Annotated in this window: 16 protein-coding genes; 9 read left to right on the top strand and 7 right to left on the bottom strand. The window is 36.0% G+C overall.

Translation table 11 applies throughout. From position 1 onward, the window contains the following. Positions 1–166 precede the first annotated feature (166 nt). Positions 167–1,483: an outer membrane protein transport protein gene (locus AC27H3_RS10310; protein ID WP_487105962.1), complete on the top strand. Its 1,317-nt coding sequence runs from the start codon at positions 167–169 to the stop codon at positions 1,481–1,483. 73 nt (positions 1,484–1,556) lie between these two features. Here AC27H3_RS10310 and AC27H3_RS10305 read toward each other — a convergent pair whose 3' ends face one another. The 3 genes from AC27H3_RS10305 to AC27H3_RS10295 all read right to left on the bottom strand — a co-directional run bounded on the left by AC27H3_RS10305 (position 1,557) and on the right by AC27H3_RS10295 (position 3,440). Beyond that, a complete protein-coding gene (locus AC27H3_RS10305) occupies positions 1,557–2,057 on the bottom strand; it encodes a YqhR family membrane protein (RefSeq protein WP_487105960.1) in 501 nt (166 codons plus the stop codon). 16 nt (positions 2,058–2,073) lie between these two features. Next, the gene (locus AC27H3_RS10300; protein WP_487105958.1) at positions 2,074–2,664 is read right to left on the bottom strand and encodes a TetR/AcrR family transcriptional regulator; all 591 of its coding nucleotides are present in this window, start codon (positions 2,662–2,664) and stop codon (positions 2,074–2,076) included. A gap of 248 nt (positions 2,665–2,912) precedes the next feature. Next, positions 2,913–3,440 carry an Mpo1 family 2-hydroxy fatty acid dioxygenase gene (locus AC27H3_RS10295; protein WP_487105956.1) on the bottom strand — a complete coding sequence of 176 codons (528 nt, stop codon included), beginning with the start codon at positions 3,438–3,440 and terminating at the stop codon, positions 2,913–2,915. Positions 3,441–3,658: 218 nt separating this feature from the next. Between AC27H3_RS10295 and AC27H3_RS10290 the strand changes: the two genes are divergently transcribed. The 5 genes from AC27H3_RS10290 to AC27H3_RS10270 all read left to right on the top strand — a co-directional run bounded on the left by AC27H3_RS10290 (position 3,659) and on the right by AC27H3_RS10270 (position 6,685). Continuing rightward, positions 3,659–4,003 carry a YajD family HNH nuclease gene (locus AC27H3_RS10290; protein ID WP_085304965.1) on the top strand — a complete coding sequence of 115 codons (345 nt, stop codon included), beginning with the start codon at positions 3,659–3,661 and terminating at the stop codon, positions 4,001–4,003. Positions 4,004–4,045: 42 nt separating this feature from the next. Then, positions 4,046–4,984 carry a DUF808 domain-containing protein gene (locus AC27H3_RS10285; RefSeq protein ID WP_487105954.1) on the top strand — a complete coding sequence of 313 codons (939 nt, stop codon included), beginning with the start codon at positions 4,046–4,048 and terminating at the stop codon, positions 4,982–4,984. A gap of 145 nt (positions 4,985–5,129) precedes the next feature. Then, positions 5,130–5,465, top strand: coding sequence for a ribosome hibernation-promoting factor, HPF/YfiA family (gene hpf, locus AC27H3_RS10280; RefSeq protein ID WP_487105952.1), 336 nt, complete (start codon positions 5,130–5,132; stop codon positions 5,463–5,465). Between the two features lie 294 nt (positions 5,466–5,759). Continuing rightward, positions 5,760–6,056: a DUF6172 family protein gene (locus AC27H3_RS10275; protein WP_487105950.1), complete on the top strand. Its 297-nt coding sequence runs from the start codon at positions 5,760–5,762 to the stop codon at positions 6,054–6,056. A gap of 179 nt (positions 6,057–6,235) precedes the next feature. Continuing rightward, positions 6,236–6,685, top strand: coding sequence for a hypothetical protein (locus tag AC27H3_RS10270; protein WP_085304957.1), 450 nt, complete (start codon positions 6,236–6,238; stop codon positions 6,683–6,685). Positions 6,686–7,007: 322 nt separating this feature from the next. Here AC27H3_RS10270 and AC27H3_RS10265 read toward each other — a convergent pair whose 3' ends face one another. Together AC27H3_RS10265 and AC27H3_RS10260 are read right to left on the bottom strand one after the other, a co-directional pair. Next, on the bottom strand, positions 7,008–7,931 hold the full coding sequence (locus tag AC27H3_RS10265; protein ID WP_487105948.1) for a histone deacetylase family protein: 924 nt from the start codon (positions 7,929–7,931) through the stop codon (positions 7,008–7,010). A 91-nt stretch (positions 7,932–8,022) separates the two neighbouring features. Further along, positions 8,023–9,858: a GNAT family N-acetyltransferase gene (locus tag AC27H3_RS10260; RefSeq protein WP_487105946.1), complete on the bottom strand. Its 1,836-nt coding sequence runs from the start codon at positions 9,856–9,858 to the stop codon at positions 8,023–8,025. 505 nt (positions 9,859–10,363) lie between these two features. Here AC27H3_RS10260 and AC27H3_RS10255 point away from each other — a divergent pair. Continuing rightward, positions 10,364–11,227: a MipA/OmpV family protein gene (locus AC27H3_RS10255; protein WP_487105944.1), complete on the top strand. Its 864-nt coding sequence runs from the start codon at positions 10,364–10,366 to the stop codon at positions 11,225–11,227. Positions 11,228–11,334: 107 nt separating this feature from the next. On the opposite strand, the gene AC27H3_RS10250 is transcribed toward AC27H3_RS10255, so the two are convergent. Next, the gene (locus AC27H3_RS10250; RefSeq protein ID WP_487105942.1) at positions 11,335–12,504 is read right to left on the bottom strand and encodes a hypothetical protein; all 1,170 of its coding nucleotides are present in this window, start codon (positions 12,502–12,504) and stop codon (positions 11,335–11,337) included. A 655-nt stretch (positions 12,505–13,159) separates the two neighbouring features. On the opposite strand from AC27H3_RS10250, the gene AC27H3_RS10245 reads away from it, so the two are divergent. Together AC27H3_RS10245 and AC27H3_RS10240 are read left to right on the top strand one after the other, a co-directional pair. Beyond that, positions 13,160–14,050, top strand: coding sequence for an alpha/beta fold hydrolase (locus AC27H3_RS10245; RefSeq protein ID WP_487105940.1), 891 nt, complete (start codon positions 13,160–13,162; stop codon positions 14,048–14,050). A gap of 81 nt (positions 14,051–14,131) precedes the next feature. Then, the gene (locus AC27H3_RS10240; protein WP_487105938.1) at positions 14,132–14,473 is read left to right on the top strand and encodes a hypothetical protein; all 342 of its coding nucleotides are present in this window, start codon (positions 14,132–14,134) and stop codon (positions 14,471–14,473) included. Positions 14,474–14,505: 32 nt separating this feature from the next. Here AC27H3_RS10240 and AC27H3_RS10235 read toward each other — a convergent pair whose 3' ends face one another. Beyond that, on the bottom strand, positions 14,506–15,465 hold the full coding sequence (locus AC27H3_RS10235; RefSeq protein ID WP_487105937.1) for an SRPBCC family protein: 960 nt from the start codon (positions 15,463–15,465) through the stop codon (positions 14,506–14,508). Between the last annotated feature and the right edge of the window lie 46 nt (positions 15,466–15,511).

Raw genomic sequence — 15,511 nt, 5'->3', positions numbered from 1 at the left:
GGATTTATTTAATAAATTATCCAGCAAACGCTTATTGATGCTTCAGTTACACTTACTTACAAGTAGAATACAGTTTTTCATGTATTATTACCTTAGTTATCAATACGATAAATACATTGTTTTCCAATACGATAAATATATTTTTCCATAATTTCGAGATCTTAGCATGACATTTCAAAAATCAATTATCGCCACTGCAATCACCTTGGCCGCTTTTAATTCTTACTCAGCCTCTTTTCAGTTAAACGAAACAAGTGCCTCAGGCTTAGGCCGTGCTTTTGCTGGTGATGCTGTAATCGCCGATGATGCAGCTGTTTTAGCCCGTAACCCAGCCGCCATGGCGTTATTTGACAAAAAGTCTTTATCGTTATCAGCAACTTATATTGATCCCGGTGTAAAAATTGAGGGTGTTAGTGGCCCTGATATTCTTGGCACAGACTTCGATGCGAATGAGCTTGATCAAGACGGCGTTGTACCTAGTGCTATTATCCCAGCGGCTTACTTTATTAATCCAGTAAATGATACTTTCGCTTATGGTTTAGCGATCAACTCAAATTATGGCTTAAAAAGTGAGTATGATACTAACTACGCGGCAGGATCTATTGGTGGTATCACCGACTTAAAAACCATTAATGCTAATATTAGTGGCTCTTACCGTGTTAATGACCAGCTTAGTTTAGGTTTAGGCTTAAATGTTGTTTATGGCGAAGCCGAACTTATTAGACATGCGGGTAGTGTGCTAGAAAACGGCATCAGCATTCCGGGTGTTGGTTTAGTGTTTCCACCAGTACCTAGCAGTACTGAAGTCGTTAACATGTCAGGTGACGATTTTGGTTTTGGTTTCAATGTTGGTGTTGTTTATGAAATAAATAGTGATCATCGACTTGGTTTTGCCTATCGCAGCAAAGTAGAGCTTGCTTTTGAAGGTGATTACACAGGTTTAGGCACTCCAACAGAAGATGGTAATTTAACGATAGATATGCCCGCAATTACAGAGTTTTCAGGTTTTCATCAATTAACTGCACAGTGGGCTGCTCATTACAGCATTATGTTTACACAGTGGTCTAGTTTTGAAAAACTTGAAGCTTATGCCGGCGGGGCACTTGCTTTTGAAAAACAAGAAAGCTTTGAAGATACTTACCGTTTTGCTTTAGGCGCAACCTATAACTTTGATCAAGACCTAACCTTAAGAATGGGTGTAGCATTTGATCAATCTGCGGCTGCAGATCACCGTTCAATTTCAATCCCTGATAGTGATCGCCTTTGGTATAGTGCTGGTGCCACTTATAAGTTAAACGACACAGACAGCGTAGATTTTGCTATTGCGTATGTAAATGGTGACAAAGTATTAGTTACCGAAGAAGATGCTTTATTAGGTCAATTACCAACATCTTTAAGTCCATTCGTTGGCCAAAAAGATTGGCAATTTAGCTCAGAAGGTAATGCTTTACTGTTAGCTGTGCAATATAACAAAAGCTTTTAATTAGCTATTAAGCATAAAGCCAATCGTTAAGTTGATTGGCTTTATGTTGTTATGCTGCGAGTTATTTAATGTGTTAAACGCGAGTTGATTTTATGGTTAACTTTTCAAAACTAAAGCCTAAAACCACACCAAAAACTATGTGAAGCATAAAGGTCATAACCGGTGCCATTGGCCCTAAGGCTAAACCAAACAATCCATTACCTGCCATTACCATTGGACCAAGCATCATGATGAACCAAGCGGCTATTCCAAGAACAATACCTTTTGTCAGTTGATTTTTTGTAGGCAAAATATTGTTAAGTACAGCAAATGCACTACCCCATGCAACCACTCCGATCATAAAGTGCATAACCCATCCAATCATCATATTTGTCTCCATTCCTGATTTTTGTGCGGCCATAGTGGCCATCATGTGAACGGGATCAAGCTCAGGCATTATCCCCATGAATTTTTTCATCATCATGAGGGCAGTAAGCACTAATGTAGCAATTAAACCGGCGATTATACCTTTTGTTATATTTGAAATAGTAAAGTTCATGTTGTTTTCCTTTTTAGTTGTGGACTGTTCGGTCAATAATTAGGTAAAAAAATTACGCTAAAAGCGATTTTAAGTAGTTATTAGTAATATTTTGTATTTTGGTAATATCACAACCTGTTTTACGGTAAGACATAATGCCAAAAGTAAACACGCTTACTTCGATAGCCATATCTTTAGCCTCAGTATCACTTCTAAAGCTTCCGGTATTTTGGCCATGTGTAATGGCTTTTGTGAATACTGCTTCAAGCCTTTTTACTTGACGATTTAATATAATTTTTGCCTCTTCATCATGAGGGGCAAGTTCAATAATAGAGTTCACCATAAGGGAACCTGTTTTGACATTTTCTGTTGATATTGATTGTTCTACTAGCATTTTATCAAAAAAAATTTTCATCGCTGCTTGTGGTGAATCCGCACTTGTAAAAATATGCTTTATGCGTGCATATGTTGTATCAGTATATTGTGTTAATGCTTTGGTAAATAAAGCATGCTTGTTTCCAAACGCTGCATAGATACTACCTTTGTTTAAATTCATTGCCTGCATCAAATCAACCATGGAAGTTGCGTCATAACCTTTAGCCCAAAAAGCTTCCATAGCTTTTTCTAGCGCATCACTTATTTCAAATTCTCTTGGCCTTGCCATAGTAGCGTCTCATTAATTATTTACCGTTCGGTCAATAATTGTAATTTACAGGTTGTTTACCGATTGGTCAATAACTATTTTTAAATATTTAACGTTGTTTGATATGTTAATAGATGCTGATACATTAATTTTATGAGGCTATGGGGAAAGCTTACTAACGAATAAAGTTGAAATTAATTTAATGGAGGGTGGGGTGGGGAGGTGAAAGCCATCAACCTAGTTATGGCTTTCATTTTTAACGTCTAATTTTATTTTGCTCGCTCTAATAATCGACGTTTTTCTATTGCCATGGGGGTAATGCTTTTTTCAAGGTTTTTCTCAAAACCGAGTATAAAATATATTTCAGACATCAGAAATAACGGCCCGATAGCTAAACCCATAATATCATCAAAAAAAGCCGGTTTAGCTTTTTCGTAAATGTGGCCAATAAATTGTATTACCCAGCCAATAACAAAGGCGCTTATACCTATCCAAACGGCATTTTCCATATCAGCAACTAAGCTAGCCAAGTAAATATTTATAACCGTATATACCAACATACCAAGGCCTAACTTAATATGTAACTTTAAATAGTAAAGCATTGAAAGGGTGAAAAATATTATTGCTGGTGTATAAGTTATGGTTTGGCCGGCAAGCTCAAGGGTGAATGTGTTTAAGCTTAGCAATACTGTAACAGCCCAAACAATAAGTGGCACGCCAACAAAGTGAGTTTTTATATTGAGTTTGTTAAAATGAACACTTTTGTAACTAGATAATTGTTCTTCGACTGTTTTCATGACAGTTCCTCATTCTTCTATAGCCAAATATCATGGCAAGTTATTGTTTAGAAGTAAAGAGAGCAGACCAGAAGGATATGATTAATTCTATGACGAGATAATATTATCAACATTAAATTAGCATCTATTACAACAATGCCCCTTATTATAATTACCATATTGCAGTTGGACTGGCTTATTCATACAATGAGCTATTAATTACTGAAAAAGTTCATATTATGTCCTCAGATAGATTAGGCTCTAGCCTCAATTATAAACGTCAAGAGCAAGGTTATCGTGATCGAGCGCTTAAACTATATCCTTGGGTTTGCGGCCGTTGTGCAAGAGCGTTTGAATATTCTAATATTAGAGAATTAACCGTTCACCATATTGACCATGATCATACCAATAACCCTAATGACGGAAGCAATTGGGAGCTACTTTGTATTTACTGCCACGATAACGAGCATGCTAAGTATACTGACCATGCCAATTATCATACGGAAGTTAAAGCCGGTGATACTAATCAAGACACGGCAACATATAATCCGTTTGCTGACTTAAAGTCATTGTTGAAAAAATAAAACCTTATTTAACCTAAACGATATTTTTTAAAGGAATTACATGTGGCAGGGGCAAGTTTATTAACCTTATTGGATGATATTGCTACGGTGTTAGACGACGTGGCTGTTTTATCTAAAGTAGCTATGAAGAAAACAGCAGGTGTGTTGGGTGACGACTTAGCACTTAATGCTGAGCAAGTTTCAGGCGTTAAAGCTGATAGAGAGTTACCAGTTGTATGGGCTGTTGCTAAAGGATCATTTCTCAATAAACTTATTTTAGTGCCTTCTGCTTTATTGATCAGTGCTTTTTTACCTCCGCTGATCACGGTTTTATTAGTGCTTGGCGGTTTGTTTTTGTGTTTTGAAGGTTTTGAAAAGGTCTCACATAAATATTTTCATAGTAAAAAGTCATTAGCTGAAGATCATCAAGCATTGGTTGAAGCCGTGAGTAATGACAATATAGATATTGAAGCTTTTGAAAAAGAAAAAATTAAAGGTGCTATTCGCACTGACTTTATACTGTCTGCTGAAATAATCGTGATTGTATTAGGTTCTGTACAAGATGCGGCATTCCAAACACAAGTGTTAGTGGTTTCTGCGCTCGCTATTGCGTTTACTGTCGGGGTTTATGGCTTTGTTGCCGGCATTGTAAAGTTAGATGACCTAGGGCTTTATTTGCTGCGAAAATCAGTATCAGGAAGATTTAACGCTTTACAACGTTCTGTAGGTCGAGGCTTACTTATCTTCGCGCCATTTCTTATGAAGTTGTTAACGATTGTTGGGACTATTGCTATGTTCCTTGTAGGTGGTGGCATTATTGTTCATAGTTTTTCATGGCTGAATCGTCAATTCCTACAAATTGAACAATGGATAGGTGGATATTTAGGCACAATATCTGAAAGTATTTTGTCGATATTACTCGATGGTATTACCGGAATTGTTGCAGGTGGTCTAGTATTGGCTATTGTTAACGTAATATCTCGATTAAAAAGTAAACATTAGCGGTTAAGTAATTAGATATTTCGGTTAACTTTTATTCATTATTTCAATTATTTAGCGAAATATTACAATTTAGTTCATTTTAGCTATTGTTTTTTGTAGTCATCGCCCTGAGTATATAATTGAAGACAACAAAAAAGGTAGCAATATGAAAATAATCATTTCCGGACATCACGTTGAAATCACCGAAGGTATAAACCAAGCAATTGAAAATAAGTTTGCTAAAGTTGCTAAACATTTCCCTAGCCTAATGACCTTAGAAGTTATTATTACCGTAGAACCGCATCAACAGAAGTTAGAAGTATCTACCACTTATGAAGGCGCAACAGTTTCAGTTCACGCCGTTGATAAAGAATTATATGCTGCAATCGCAAGTGCTTCGACTAAACTTGAGGCCGCATTAGCACATCGAAAGGGCGTATTATCCGCTAAACAGAAAAAGAAATTTGAAGTAGAGCAGTCAAACGCTTTTGAAAGCCCTTAATATAAACTAGCTAGTAAGTAACTATGTAAGGCCGTTATTAAACGGCCTTTTTTTATACCAAAATTAAACCAAAATTAAATTCAAATTAAACCCAAACCAAATACTGCTAAATTTTTCAATCAGTATTAAAAATAATGGCAGATTATAATTAATCGCATTTCATCGTCAGCTTTTTAGGTTATTTAACTATCATGAGAAGAAGTATGGCTATTAGTGAAATGTTTACGTAAAATAGCGTTATTAGCTTTATATAATTTATTGTAGAGCGCACTATTATTTGCCCCAAGGAATTTCATGAAAAAAACATTCGAGTTAACTCACCCTAAAATCAAACTCGCTAGAATGGTTGAGTCAGCTAAACACGAAGTTAAAAAATACTTAAAGCGTGAGCGTAATAAAACATTGCCTGAAGGCGCTGACTATTGGGACTTCGATTGTAAAATAGGTAAAACAGAGCAAACGGCTGATGTTATACATGTAGCAACGATTAGCAAAGAAATTGATACAATTTTAGCGGAAGATACTACTTCATTTTATCTTGAGATATTGGTTAAACCTGCCGTTCGTTCATTTGAAGAAAAAGAGCTTTAATTTTTTATTAGATAGTATTAAGTTTATGTGCATTTATAGTAAATTTTTATAAATGCACAACCTTTCTGTACAGACTTCATTCCACATCATCAGTTAGTATTCGTTAGTTCATTCGCAATCTAGCGTTAATTCACTATACTTTTCTTGTCGATTTTCCGACAAATAATGGAGAGTATAAAATGAAACATATCACCAAAGTTTTTGGATTGTGTTGCATACTCTTTGCTTTTTTTTCTCAGGCAGAGCTTGAGATCTATAAAGATTATGATATTGGTAGTGAAATTACTTCAATGACCACTGTTCGTGTTGACCCCAATATGGAAGATATCTACTTAGAAGGACTTCGGGAAAGCTGGGTGAAAGCAGTTCGTTTGCAAAAGAAGTTGGGCTACATCAAAGATTGGAAAATATATGGCAGCGAATTACCACAAAGTGGTGAATTTAATTTGGTGCTAATGGTTATTTTTGAAAACAGTAGTGATTTAGAACCAAACCAAGAAAAATACAATACTTTTATGAAGAGCTGGGGTAAAGCTAATCAAGAAAATACCAGAGAAGTAACAAAAACTTACCCAAATGTTAGAACCTTAACCGGTGAATATCGCTTAAGAGAAATTATCTTCAAATAATTAACTTAGTATTCGCTGTAACATACCTGAAGCATAAGCTTTAGGTATGTTCGTATTAGCGCTTAATACCAATTGATATAAGCAATCGATCATTCTAAAGCGGCTTAAATAACCAGTATCTACGTTGCTTTCAATCCCAATAGCCTGCTATTACTCGACAATATGCTCCTGCATTGCTCTAATGACTTACATCCATGTAAGAATCAATCAAGCGCCTTGCTACTGAAAATTTATCCTCGTTTAAAATTGATCGATTCATTAAATCAATTAGTATAACTTACCATTATTTATTATCGCGTTGTGAATCTTTGAGCAATGTTCACTAATAGCCAATTAATCCGTTAATGTGTGCTACAGCACTTCTACCTAATGCGCTGAGCGAATAGCCACCTTCTAGCACAGATACAATACGACCATTGGCGTATTTATCGGCAATGTCTTTAATTTGATCTGTCACCCAACGATAATCTTCATCGACTAAAGAAACTTGAGACATTTCATCTTCAACATGAGCGTCAAAACCAGCGGAAATGAAAATAATTTGTGGTTTAAATTTTTGTAATGCTGGCAGCCAATGATCCAAAATTGCCTGTCTAAAGTCGGTGCTTTTAGTGGTAGCTGCAAGTGGGGTATTAATAATGGGTGGTTTGGTGCTTTCTTGTACTTCAAACGGGTAAAAAGGATATTGATAAGTAGAACAAAATAAATAGCCTTTTTTGCCTTTAATAATATTCTCAGTACCGTTGCCATGATGCACGTCAAAATCCACAATAGCGACTCGTTTAAGTTTATATTTTTCTTTTGCGTAAGCTGCAGCAATAGCAACATTATTAAAAAAACAAAAGCCCATCCCTTTGTCATACTCAGCATGATGACCAGGCGGCCTAGTAGCACAAAAAGCTGAGGTTATTTCTTTTGACATGACCAAATCTACCGCGTCTTTAGCTGCACCTGCAGAAAGAAGAGCAGCATTGAGAGTGTTGGGGTTCATTACAGTATCGTCGTCAACGTTATATGTGCCTTCATTGGGGGCATTTTCAAAGATTGACGCGATATAGTTTTTGTCATGAGCTAAATAGAGCAGTTCTTTATCTATAGGTTTTGCATCAAATTGCTTAATAACATATTCCAAACCACTACGAATAAGTTGATCTTGAATCGCAGCCATGCGCGCAGGTGCTTCAGGGTGATAATCTCCCATGTCGTGAGTTAAACATTGGTGATGACTAATAACGCCAACTGTCATAATCTACATTCCTTTATCTTTTCATTACTAAGTTTTTTATAGTTAACTTAATGATTCAAACTTGAGCTGTACTTAAGCAATATGTGTTTAGCTATAGCGTGTAAGTTAAACTCACCTCGTCGTAGCCATCAGAAGGTTTTCTGACGAAACCTGCTTTTTCAAACACTTTTAACATGGGGGCATTGTCTCGCCTAACGCTTGCTATTAATTGCTCAACACCACGAATTCTTGCAATGGTAATTATTTCAGTAAGCAGTGCTTTAGCCATTCCTTTACCACGTTTACTTTCCTTAATAACAAATGCAACTTCGGCACTGTTATTTGCTTCAAGATAGTAATAGCGGCCAACACCTTGAATAGATTCACCTTTGTTGTCTCGCTCAGTTAAGCACAAGGCTAAATCAACATGCTGATTAACGCTGACTAAATCACAAGACTTTTCGCGCGTCATTTGTGTTGTGTGATGGTTGTAACGCATCATTAAAGTTTCTTGATTATGCGAGTAAAAAAACTCTTGTAACTTACGTTCATCTGCAGGAGATAGAGCACGAAGAAAATATTCTGAATCAGCAAAGGTAAAACGCTTTATTTCAACGTCACCAAGTTCAGGTACTGAGGTAGGAGTATTTTCTTGATATTCAGGTACCCAATAGTGTTTGCGAACATCTTTGAGTAATTGGTCGCGAAACTTAGGATGGGCAATACGAATTAACTCTAGGGCTCTCTCACGAATGCTTTTACCTTGCAATGACGCAATACCATATTCAGTAACCACATACGAAACATGTCCTCTGGAGGTTACCACGCCGCCACCTTCGGTAATATGCGCTACTATGCGCGATATTCTGCCGTCTTTGGTTGTTGAAGGTAACGCAATGATAGGTTTACCGCCTTTACTTAAAGAAGCGCCACGAATAAAGTCGACTTGTCCGCCAATACCGCTGTAAAAATGATAACCAATTGAGTCTGAAACTACTTGGCCGGTTAAATCAACTTCAATAGCGCTATTAATAGAAACCATATTGTCATTACGAGCGATATTTACCGGTGAGTTAACGTGCTCACTAGGATAAAACGCCACATGTGGATTACTATCAACAAACTTATATAATCGGCGTGTACCGACACAAAAACTGACAACGGTTTTACCTTTATGAAAGGTTTTTTTGCGGTTGTTAATAACCCCTGAAAGCATGAGGTCGATAATACCATCAGAAATTAACTCGCTATGTACGCCTAAATCTTTATGGTTGGCTAAATAACGTAATACAGCCGATGGAATATTGCCGATACCAATTTGTATAGTAGCGCCATTTTCAACCAGCATAGCTACATATTGACCTACTTGTTCGGTTACTCTATCAACCTCAGGTAAGGGTGTTTCAGGTAAATATTGCTTAACAGTCATATGAGCATGAATTTGATTTACATGCACAAAACTATGGCCATTAGTGCGAGGCATATGTGGGTTTATTTGAGCGATAACATATTTTGCTTTGTTGATTGCTGCTTGAATAATATCGACACTTACACCTAAGGAACAGTAACCATATTCGTCAGGTGGGCTAACCATGATTAATGCAACATCTAAAGGCAAAATGTTTTCATTAAATAGCTTTGGAATTTCAGATAAGAAAGTAGGTGTATAGTCAGCCCTTCCTTCTTTAATGGCGTTGCGGACTTTTTCACCGCCAATAAAAAAAGCATTTACTTTAAATAAGTCGCTATGCTTTGGCTCTGACCAAACATCGTTTGAAAGTGTTAAAATATGCACAACTTCTATATCATGCAAACCTTGGCTGTTGGCAATAATATCTGCAATTAATGCATTGGGTACTGCGGCATTAGAGCCAATAAACATTCTGTTGCCAGATTTTAGATATTTAGACCAGTCGACACTAGATGGTTGCTGTTTTCTTAATGGCATAGGCCTCTCTGTATTTTCAACTGTGAAATTTAATTTAACATAAAATTTACTAAAAATTCAGTAAATATCAAGCGGGTGCGCTAAGGGTTAAATATTTTATATCTTGGACTATTAACTCGCTACTTTACTATTTTACGTGCATTCATAGTGATTTATTCATCCGTGCGTTATTAATAATTTCATCACGTTATTCCAGATGAAAGCGTTATGCTTTCAATACTTGGTTATCAACAGTAAGTTAACTGATTAACTAGTAGTATGCTTTAAATTATTGATTTATGGATTGATCTAAATCATAGCGAATACAGTATTAAACTCATTGAACCGTTACTCGATAACATATAGGCTAATTAACGTAAAAAAGGTAAGTTCTAGCAAAGGATAAAGCTTTTTAATCATAACTTTGTTCATGGCTTTACTCATAGCTTTACTCATAGCTTTGCTAAGATACTTATCAACTTAAGCTCAATCGCTAAACACATAAATTAATAATAAGTAGAGGCGGATGCAAAACATAAGCGGATATTTAAAACTCATTATTTTGACTGTAACCACGGCTGTAAATTTAACTTTGTCGTTTACTATTCAAGCCATGAGCGAGTTACCAGAGTTAGATACAAATGCAGCCAAACCAAAATGGGAAGTCGGTGCTTTTGTCGCGGCCTTTAATACACCTCTTTACCCAGCTGCGGCTGAAAATCAAAGTAAGTTCCTCCCTGTGCCTTTTGTTATATATAGAGGCGAACGATTAAGAGTGGGTGAGGGTGGGGTTATTAAAGCAATGGCGGTTGATAAACCTCGCTTTAAAGTAGATTTGTCACTCGGAGCAGCTTTTGCTGCAAATTCGGATGACGCGAAAGTTAGAGAGGGTATGCCTGATTTAGACTTTATTTTTGAAATAGGCCCCGAAGTCAGTGTTATGTTAACTAATACTAAGCAAAGTGAAACTTGGTTAACATTTCAACTTCGGCAGGCTTTTTCGACTGACTTTTCAAGTATTGATGATCGAGGCTACATATTCCAGCCTGAACTGTCATATCAAGGCAAGCAGCTTTTTGGTGATAATGACTCTTTTAAACTCACTTTCTCATCTTCGTTTGCCACAAAGAAAATGCATCAGTACTTTTATCAAGTTGATGAGGTGTATAGCACTCTAGAAAGGCCAAACTATAATGCTAAAGGTGGCTATTTGGGTAGTGAAGTAACACTGGTTAATAGGTTTGAAATTCGTGAAAATATTTCTATATTTTTTAGCAGCAAAGTAGGTTTTTATCAAGGTGCAAGTAATGAGGAAAGTCCGTTATTCAAAAAAGACTTTAACTACTCATTTGGCCTTGGGTTAAAGTGGACTCTATATCAATCTAATTAATTACCGTTAGATATGCAGTGTTATTTATAGCTGGTTAATTTCAGCGATTAAAAAGCCCAATAAAATTGGGCTTTTTAATTTGAGCTTGGCTAATGTTAATAAATCAATTAGCCAAAAATATTACGCATTAAGGTAATGGCTTGATCAACCGTTTTGCCATCTTTAACACTATTCACGATAGTACTGCGCATGTTAATAATGAAGTCTGGAATATCATCAGCTTCAAACGCTTTATCTACTATAGCTTCTGCTGATTCTTTACTGCGTTTAACCGCTTTAGCCACACCAATTTTAATCTTTTTAGGCTTGTCACGCATACGTATAAAGTTTGAATTTTCTGCTAGTGTTTTATCGGCAAATAAAAATAAATCAATCAAAATAGCACGGTTTTTCCAAAGGCGGATTACTTCTTCATCTGATGGCATTTCACTGCGCCACCATTGCGTGCTTCTAATGCTGGCGATCATTTCATACCAGTAATCGTCGAAACTTTGATTGTTCAGTTTAACTAAACCTAATCCTTGCGAAAGAATGTCTAATTTAGCACTCGTTAATGCAATAAATTGATCAGGGCGTCGCATGGCAAGTAATCTTGTTGCCGCGCTCAATGGTGCTTTTACATCGCTAGCATGGGTAGCGAAAATAGCTTTATAGGCCTCAACAAAGTTTTGATAATGTACTGATGAAACTTCGCCTTCAAGCGGAATACAATCAAGCGCGGTATCGAATTTTTCAGGGTGAGATGCTAATAACTGGTGAAAAGTTTTTGCGCCGCGTGTGCCTGCAAACCATTCTACGTCAAAGTCGTAAACACTAATATCGTGCTGCGCTGTATGTTTACCCGCAAAAGCTAATCTGTCTTCTTCTATCATTTCAGACAACTTTGTAGAGGGTAGTTTTGCTACATAGTTAATTAACTTCAGTCTTTCAGGTAATGCTTGTAATCCGCTATGCTCTTGAATAAAGCTAGCGAATAACGGCCAAGGGATCACACGGGCCATTTTTAATTGGCATGCACTAACACCATTTGACAGGACTTCTTGCAATTTCTTTAAAGGCTTTTCTTGACTAGTTTCAAGTAAATCACGGTTTATATCATGTAAACAAATGCGGTGTAATTCTCGACACCAATCAAGAAAATTATCTGGATGACTATCTACTTTCACAGCCATTAAATTAAGACTGAGATCTGCGACAAACGTCAATGCATTTTGGTAAATTATTTGTTCAGTTGTACTCAAGGGCATGGCGTTAGGCGAGGTAAGTAATTTTCTCATTTGACAGGTTTCCAGCGATATAAACTTAAAATAAGGGCGGCATGATACGTATAAAAAAGGCTAACGCAAGTGAAAAAACGTAATTTGGAGGATAAATACTTAACTGGTGTAAAATCAAACAATAACTGAAGGGTTTATCAACTAAAACTTCTATCGCATCAGTTATAATAACTGAGACAGTATAGGTATTAGCTGTAATCAATTTGCTTATTAAATACTCACGGTTAGTGTTGGTTTTGCTTAATACTTTATTAAGTAAATAGCTGAAGCGCTTATCTAAAAAACTTCAATTACAAAATTGGTTAAATCGAAATTGTAGCAAAGGCAAATAAGCAGTAAAACTTCAGCAATAAGATGATAGGCTAAACTTTTTGGCTTGAATTTTCTAATCATTAAATAGTTCGTCGTTTTACTCCAACACGTTGAAAATATACAAAAGATCTTGTTCTCATATTTAGTGTGTTAAGGAGGGTGTTCGAGCAAGTAATTGCTTTATCTTACTTGTTCTTAAGTTGAAAAATGAGTAACCTACCTTTCTGGTCTGACCATGGGGTTAGTGGTTGTATTATAACGACATAGCTAGGTTTAGTATTGTCGCAGTATATACATTCTAACCAGATAACACGTAATTCAATAACATATCGAGTAAGTTGTAATGCAGCAAGAATCAATTTTTATTACCGAAGGTGATGAGCAACTTCACTTACGGCATATATGGCAACGCGAAGGTGGTGTACCAATCTTTATGTTGCATGGTTTAATAGAAAACGGTTTCATTTTTTACACTGAAAAAGGTAAAGGTTTAGCCTGTTATCTAGCGGAACAAGGCTTTGATGTTTATGTTGCAGATTTACGGGGCCGTGGTAAAAGTAAACCCGCTATTAGTGCTAATTCGGCTTTTGGCCAATTCGAAGCCATTACGCGCGATATTCCATTATTTTTAGAAAAAATTCAGCAGCTTAATCCTCAAAAAATACATTTAATTGCTCATTCTTGGGGCGGTGTATTAATGAGTAGTTTTTTAGCGCGTTATCCTCAGTGGCTTGACAAAGTGCACAGTAAAACTTGCTTTGCCTCTAAACGCGTAGTTACTGCAAATACTTTTGAAGCGTATTTTAAAATGGCTTTTATGTGGCGATATATCGCGCCAATAGTTGCAAAGAAAAACGGTTATTTTGATGCGAAAAAATATCGTTTTGGCTCGGACAGTGAAACAAAACAATCGCTAAAAGAAAGTATTGCTTGGGTTATTCCCGGTAATAAATGGCATGATCTCGTTGATGGTTTTAACTACCACACTGCGGCACAAAATGTTACTTGGCCACCAACATGGCATTTAACCGGTGTATGCGATTATGCTTTAGGCCATCAACAAGATGTAAAACTTTTTATTGATGAATGTAATAACCACAATGCAAAATTCACGGTACTGTCAAAAAAAGCAGGCGATAAGGTAAATTATGATCATATAAATATTTTAACTCACCCGCAGGCGGTAAATGATCATTTTCCGAAACTCGCCCTTTGGCTGAAAGAGTTTAGTTAACATAGTTTAGGTAAAGTATTTATGATATTTTTAAATTTCATATTAATATTATCTGCTCAATAAGTGCTAGAAACGGCAAAAATGAATAAAACGAAAATGAAAAATAAAATGCTATTTTCAACAAGCCTAGCGTTGTTAATATTACTATTAACGATGAATAATACCTTGGCATCGAATGATATTACTCAGCTAATAAGCGAAGCAGAATTTACATCATATAAAAATGTAGCTGAATTTATAGATCACTCTCCAAAAGTGACTATTATAGTGCCAACTGAACAAAGTGATGTAGCAGAATTTGGACCAGAAGTTGTAAAAGGCTTAACAGGCTCAGATTGTGATAGAGATGGCAAAATGGATGATAACCAAACCTGCAATGCTGTGTATTATAAACTTTGGTTAAAATATAGCTTAAAGAAATAAAGTACTTTTATTGGGTTGAATTAAAATATTAGCTATGGACTTTCTGAGCGCTGCTTGATTAAACTTAACAAACTATTATGAAAATCACTGAATATTAACTCACCCCAGAATCGAGAATATACGCCAAAATTTGTATCATCTCTTAAGGTTGTTGAAAGCTTTAATATACTTTTTCCACTTTGCTGTAACGGTTCAATTTCGTATTTACCTGAAAGAGGAGAAAAATACTCACCACCTAATTTTACATGCTTATCTAAAGAATTATCTGGAATCAGCTCAGGGTCAATATCAAAATCATAAGCCATTACTTTTCCTTTAGACCATTGTGTTATTACTTCTTTAAACACTACACCTTTTTCCCAACGACTTGTTCTAACACTTCCCACAGCTAACCCATTCATTTCTGCTGAAATAGGTGAAGGCACGCCTATTAATGTAGTTAACGATGTCGGTATTTCATGTTTTTGTATTTGTTGTACATTCCCTAATTGTGACCAAATGATTTCAGGCGTAGCATTTATTTCTATCTGATTTTCAACCGTATATGTTTTAGATAGCTCTAGAAAGTTTAATTCGATTGGCCCCATCAACAACGGAAAAACAGCAATACAAGTAATTGTGCTTTTAGTTCTGAGAGTTCGCGATAAACAACCCGCCGTAATTCCACCTAAACTGGCAAAAAACATAAATGCAGGTAAAGCCATTAATATGCAAATACTGCCTTCAAGAAGTGTAACGAAAGTGGTTAGCAAGAATATAAAAATAGGTTGCCACGATACTGTTATCATTTTTCTGACTGATATATTCGGTTTTATTTTTACTTCAAAATAAATTCGAATAAAGCCAATAACAAAAGGCACTAGAAACATAAAGGAAATGGAAACCAAATCGCCTAGTTTTTCATATATTTCGAGGTCTAAAACTAAACGAATAGAAATTCCATAAAGAACCCCTAATAATATACCTAAGTTTTTAGGGTTATTTAAATTCATAGATTATAAAGTCGAGATAATTTAAATTTACAGAGTGTGTATTGCT

This window comes from Colwellia sp. NW0002-52-1 (assembly GCF_057550865.1).
Note: the sequence above shows the minus strand (reverse complement) of the source record. Positions and strands in the feature narration are given on the sequence as shown.